This is a genomic window from Dietzia sp. DQ11-38-2 (assembly GCF_014145055.1).
Lineage (GTDB): Bacteria > Actinomycetota > Actinomycetes > Mycobacteriales > Mycobacteriaceae > Dietzia.
In genome coordinates, this window is the sequence record NZ_JAALDW010000173.1 from 7,757 (window position 1) to 12,524 (window position 4,768).

Annotated in this window: 4 protein-coding genes and 1 pseudogene; 2 read left to right on the forward strand and 3 right to left on the reverse strand. The window is 71.3% G+C overall.

What is annotated here, in order from left to right; translation table 11 throughout:
• Positions 1-543, reverse strand: a pseudogene (locus G6026_RS17190) (hypothetical protein); the annotation flags it as partial.
• A 44-nt stretch (positions 544-587) separates the two neighbouring features.
• Entirely contained in the window at positions 588-1,148 is a 561-nt protein-coding gene (locus G6026_RS06675) for a type 1 glutamine amidotransferase domain-containing protein (RefSeq protein ID WP_107757637.1), read from the reverse strand.
• An 84-nt stretch (positions 1,149-1,232) separates the two neighbouring features.
• Here G6026_RS06675 and G6026_RS06680 point away from each other — a divergent pair, with 84 nt between their 5' ends.
• Positions 1,233-1,961: a DUF2993 domain-containing protein gene (locus G6026_RS06680; protein ID WP_182612697.1), complete on the forward strand. Its 729-nt coding sequence runs from the start codon at positions 1,233-1,235 to the stop codon at positions 1,959-1,961.
• On the opposite strand, the gene G6026_RS06685 is transcribed toward G6026_RS06680, so the two are convergent.
• Entirely contained in the window at positions 1,948-3,561 is a 1,614-nt protein-coding gene (locus G6026_RS06685; protein ID WP_107757639.1) for an adenylate/guanylate cyclase domain-containing protein, read from the reverse strand. The two genes, G6026_RS06680 and G6026_RS06685, sit on opposite strands and share 14 nt — an antisense overlap.
• Before the next feature lie 232 nt (positions 3,562-3,793).
• Between G6026_RS06685 and G6026_RS06690 the strand changes: the two genes are divergently transcribed.
• A partial coding sequence (locus tag G6026_RS06690) for a DEAD/DEAH box helicase (protein ID WP_182612699.1) occupies positions 3,794-4,768 on the forward strand: 975 nt, incomplete at its 3' end.

Here is a 4,768-nt window from a genome sequence, read left to right on the forward strand (position 1 = left end):
GCCGGAGCCGTTCAGGTGGACCACCCGTGGCCGGTTCAGGTGATCACGTGGTTCGGGGTCCCGTCGCTCGAACCGGGACACCCCACCGATCTCCTCCACGGGGCTGTCGATCCTCCGCAGAGTGTCCTGGTGCACGCCCGGAGGCCACGCCCCGATCAGGCGCTCGGCAGCCCGGAAACTGAGCAGGTGGGGTTCGTCCTCCCGCACCCCGGGCGGGAGGGTGCTGACCATCGGGATGCCGGTCATGTGCGCCGCGAGTGACATGGCCGGCGAGGAATCGACCCAGAAGGCGCGAGGCCGCGCGCGATCGATCCACGCGACGGCCTCGCGACGCGCCTCCAGGGGGATCTCCTCCGGGGCCTGGAGGTCGCCGGGTTCGGCGGAGAGATGGACGACCCGCGTCCCCGGCGGGAGGAGCGAGTCGTCGAACCGCCCCGCGATCAGCATCGTCACGTCGAGACCGCGCTCCCGTAGTGCGCCCATCACGGGGAGCACGCGGTGGAGGTGACCACGCCCCTCGTTGTGGACGTAGATGCCGATCATCCGCTCACCCCCACTCGACGCGTGTCCCGGCCGGCCCCGTCGCCCTAGTCCGCTCCGCGGATCGCCCCGAGGAGGGCGTCGCAGAAAGCGGGGAGATCGTCGGGGTTGCGGCTCGTGAACACGCCGTCCGAACTGACCAGCTCCTCGTCGACCCACTCGGCGCCGGCGTTGACCAGATCCGTGCGCAGACTGGGGTAGGAGGTCACCCGGCGGCCCCGGACGACGTCCGCCTCGATCAGCACCCAGGGTGCGTGGCAGATGGCGAGAACCGGCTTGCCCGCTTCGACCATCTCGCGGACGAGGGTCACGGCGTGCTGGTCGCGACGGAGGGCGTCGGGATTGGCGACGCCGCCGGGTAGGACCAGCACGTCGGCATCGGCGGCGGTGACGTCGGCGGTCGTGCGGTCGACGGCCTGGGTGCCGGCCGGGCTGAGGTGGTCGACGAGTTCGACCTCTCCGTCGGAAGTGCTCACCAGGAGCGCCGTGTGGCCGGCCTCGGTCACGGCACCCCATGGTTCGGTCAGCTCCACCCGCTCGATCCCCTCGCCGGCCACGAGGAAGACGACGGTCCTGGTGTCAGTGTTCACATCCTGTGTCTCGGTCATTCTCCGATCGTGGGGCCGCACCCCCCGGGACCGCAACCGGACCGCCGGTGGCCCCCGGCTCGGCCGTGCGGCACGATGTGGTGAATGCGACGACGAGGCCCTATCGACCGACGAGGACGAGGTGACCGCGGACGTGGTGGATGCGGGTGCTTCCTGCTCGTCCTGCTGCTCCTGATCCTCGGGGTGGCCGTGGCGGCGGAGTTCGGAGCCCGCTGGTACCTGTCGGACCGGGCGGAACGCGAGGCCTCGGCTCGGCTCGGCGCCCCGGTGTCGGTGGGTTTCGGCCCCACGCCGATCCTCTGGGACCTTGCCACCAGCCGGGCCGTCGACACGGTCCGGATGACCTCTCCAGGTGACCGAGACGCGCCCCGGATCGACGTGACCGGGCATTCGGTCAGCATGGCCGACGGCAGCATCGTCGCCGCGTCGGCGGACGGGACCGCCACGCTCAGCGGCGACCAGCTCACGGCGGCGGCGGCCGAGGGCAATCCCGCCGGCGACTCCCCGGTCGCGGGGCTGACGGAGGTCAGGTCGGTGCGACCCGACGCGCAGGCCGGTCTGCTGCGCGCGGACATCGGTGGGATAGCCGAGATCGGCGTGGCGCCCGGGGTCTCGGGCGGACGGCTCACCCTGACCCCGGAGGAGACCGGGGTGCTCGGCCTGCCCCTGCCGGACGGGGTGTTCTCCGGGATCACCGGCACCGTCGACACGACGGTCGCCTCACTCCCCGAGGGGGTGTCGATCCACAGGGCGCGAGTGGTGCCCGACGGACTCGAGGTCGCCCTCGTCGGCACGGACGTCACGCTGAGGTAGCGGCACCGCCGTGGTCCGCCGGACGACGCCGGGTCCCGGAGACCGCCGGGACGCACAGTTCCGTGGGTTCCGTCCGACCCCGGACCACCTCCGATCCCACCCGATTCCACCGCTCGGCCTCGGCGGCCCCGGCCGAATCGACCGCGGCACCGGAGGCCAGGACGAGTCCGGACTGCGTCTTCGCCAGTTCGCACAGCCGCGACGCCTCGTTGACCGCGTCTCCGATGACCGTGTACTCGAAACGGTCGTCGGCGCCGACGTACCCGGCGACCACGCCCCCGTAGGAGGCACCGATCCCGGCCTGGCATCCCGGTACCCGGTCGGGCAGCCGCTCGCCGAGCACACGGGCGCAGGCCAGTGCGGCGGACGCCGGGTCGTCCATCGACCGGGGCGCGCCGAACACGACGAGTGCGGCGTCGCCGAGGAAGCTGTCGACGACGCCGTTGTACTCCTCTACCGTCTCAACGACCACCCGGAAGAACCTGTTGAGCACGTCGACGACCTCCGTCGCCTCCGACCGCACCGCCATCTCGGTGGAACCGATGATGTCGACAAAGACGACGCCGACTTCGGAGGCGCTCCCGCCCAGTTCGGGATCGCGTTCCTCGGCGGCCTCCGCGACGTCACGACCCACGTGGCGACCGAACAGGTCCCGGAGCCGTTCGCGTTCCTGAAGCCCGGCGGCCATGCGGTTGAACCCACGCTGGAGCTCACCGAGTTCCGTTCCGTCGTAGACCACCACCCTCCGGTCGAGCTTCCCGTCCGCGACGTCCTCCATCGCCCAGCGGACGCTCCGAAGCGGACCGAGCACCGATCCGGTGGCGAGGGAGACGAGCAGGAATCCGGCGAGCAACGACGTGGCCCCGAGAACGATCGCGATGACGGCGAGGCGTTCCAGTGTCAGGGCGCGGCCCGCCAACGTGTAGATCGCCACGATGATGAGTCCGGAGATCGGCACCCCACTACCGACCGCCCAGGACACCCGGAGGCGGGTCATCGCACCGAGGAACCGTGCGCGGGGGGCCGGACCGCTGGCGAGCGCGACCGCGGCCACCGGACGGAGACCGAAGTCGGCGAAGAGAAACGCCACACCACAGACCACGAGTCCGGAGAAGACGATGGTGAACCCGACGGTCGGGATGGTCGCCGGGTCGATCACCCCGAACGCCGGCGTCACCACGGCTGCGCCGAGCAACCAGAGGAAGGCCTGGATGAGGGTCATACGGGTGGGCAGGCGGAGCGCCCGCACGCGCTCCCGATCCGTGGGCTCGCGGCCGTCGAGGAACCACCGGACCCGGCGGTAGACCACCCCGCGGACCCAGACCGTCCCGACCACGGTCGCCAGGGACACGTACCCGGGTACCACGATGACGTTGGGAACCAGGAACTCCCGGGACAACAGGGTGGGGCCCGGCAGGACGAAGAGGATCAACACCGCCGCGACGGCCACCCCCACGAGGTTGGACGCCAGCAGGGTAAGAACCAACAGGATCCGGACCCGTAGGGTCCGCATCCGCGCGGACTCCGTCTCCCGCCCGAGCAGCACCGAGCCCAGTTCCGGGCGTCGCAGCAGGGACAGGTCGAGTCGCACGGTCCACATCGTGCCATCTGCGGGCCCGGAATAGACGACCTCGTCACATCAGGCCCGGGGAACTGTCGCGGGGCGCCCCGTGGAGCGTAGGGTGGAGCGGTCGGCCCGCACCACTCTTGCCTCGGGCCGCGTCGGATGTCGACCTCCCGTGGTCGCGCACCGGGCACGTCGCTCACCTGCGACGGGGTAGCCCAGGAGCGCGCCGGGCAAGACGCCCCATCTACCTACGGAGATTCCTCCCTTGTCACGTTCCTTCGCCGATCTCGGCGTTCCTTCCTCCCTGCTCGACGTCCTCGCGGGCGTCGACATCGTCACCCCCACCCCCATCCAGTCGGCCACGTTGCCCGACGCGATGGCCGGACGCGACGTCCTGGGCCGGGGCCGCACCGGCTCCGGCAAGACCTATGCGTTCTGCCTCCCCCTGGTCACCCGCCTCGCCGCGTCCGCGACCGCCGGCGGTCGCCGGAAGCGCAACGCCCCGCGTGGGCTGATCCTCGCCCCCACCCGCGAGCTCGCTCGCCAGATCGACGAGACGCTCGCGCCACTGGCCAAGGCGATGGGCCTCAAGACCACCGTGATCTTCGGCGGCGTATCGCAGGGGCGCCAGGTCAGCGCGCTCGACCAGGGGGTCGACATCGTGGTGGCCTGCCCGGGTCGGCTCGAGGACCTCATGGGGCAGAGGCACTGCCGCATGGATTCGGTCGAGGTGAGTGTCCTCGACGAGGCCGACCACATGGCCGACCTGGGCTTCCTCCCGGGAGTGACCCGGATCCTGGCGGCCACGCCCGCGGGTGCGCAGCGGCTTCTCTTCTCCGCGACCCTGGACCAGGGTGTGGACAAGCTCGTCCGCAAGTTCCTCGACAACCCGGTCGTCCACGAGGTCGACGACGGCTCCGCCACCCCCGGCGCGACCGCCCACCACGTCGTCCACGTGGACCCGGACGACCGCGTCCGCGCACTGGCGGATCTGGCCGGGGTGAACGAGCGCACCGTAATGTTCACCCGCACCAAGCACGGCGCCAAGCGACTGGCCAAGCAACTCTCCGGCCGCGGCGTGACCAGCGTCGACCTGCACGGCAACCTGTCGCAGAACGCGCGGGTGCGCAACCTCGACGCGTTCTCCTCGGGCCGGGCGAGCGTGCTCGTGGCCACCGACATCGCGGCCCGCGGTATCCACGTCGACGACGTGGGACTGGTCGTCCATGCCGATCCGCCC

Bases quoted from the DNA above. Each gene is read 5' to 3' on its own strand.
- G6026_RS06675 (WP_107757637.1), bottom strand. From the start codon at position 1,148: ATGACCGAGACACAGGATGTGAACACTGACACCAGGACCGTCGTCTTC.
- G6026_RS06685 (WP_107757639.1), bottom strand. From the start codon at position 3,561: ATGTGGACCGTGCGACTCGACCTGTCCCTGCTGCGACGCCCGGAACTG.
- G6026_RS06680 (WP_182612697.1), top strand. From the start codon at position 1,233: ATGCGACGACGAGGCCCTATCGACCGACGAGGACGAGGTGACCGCGGA.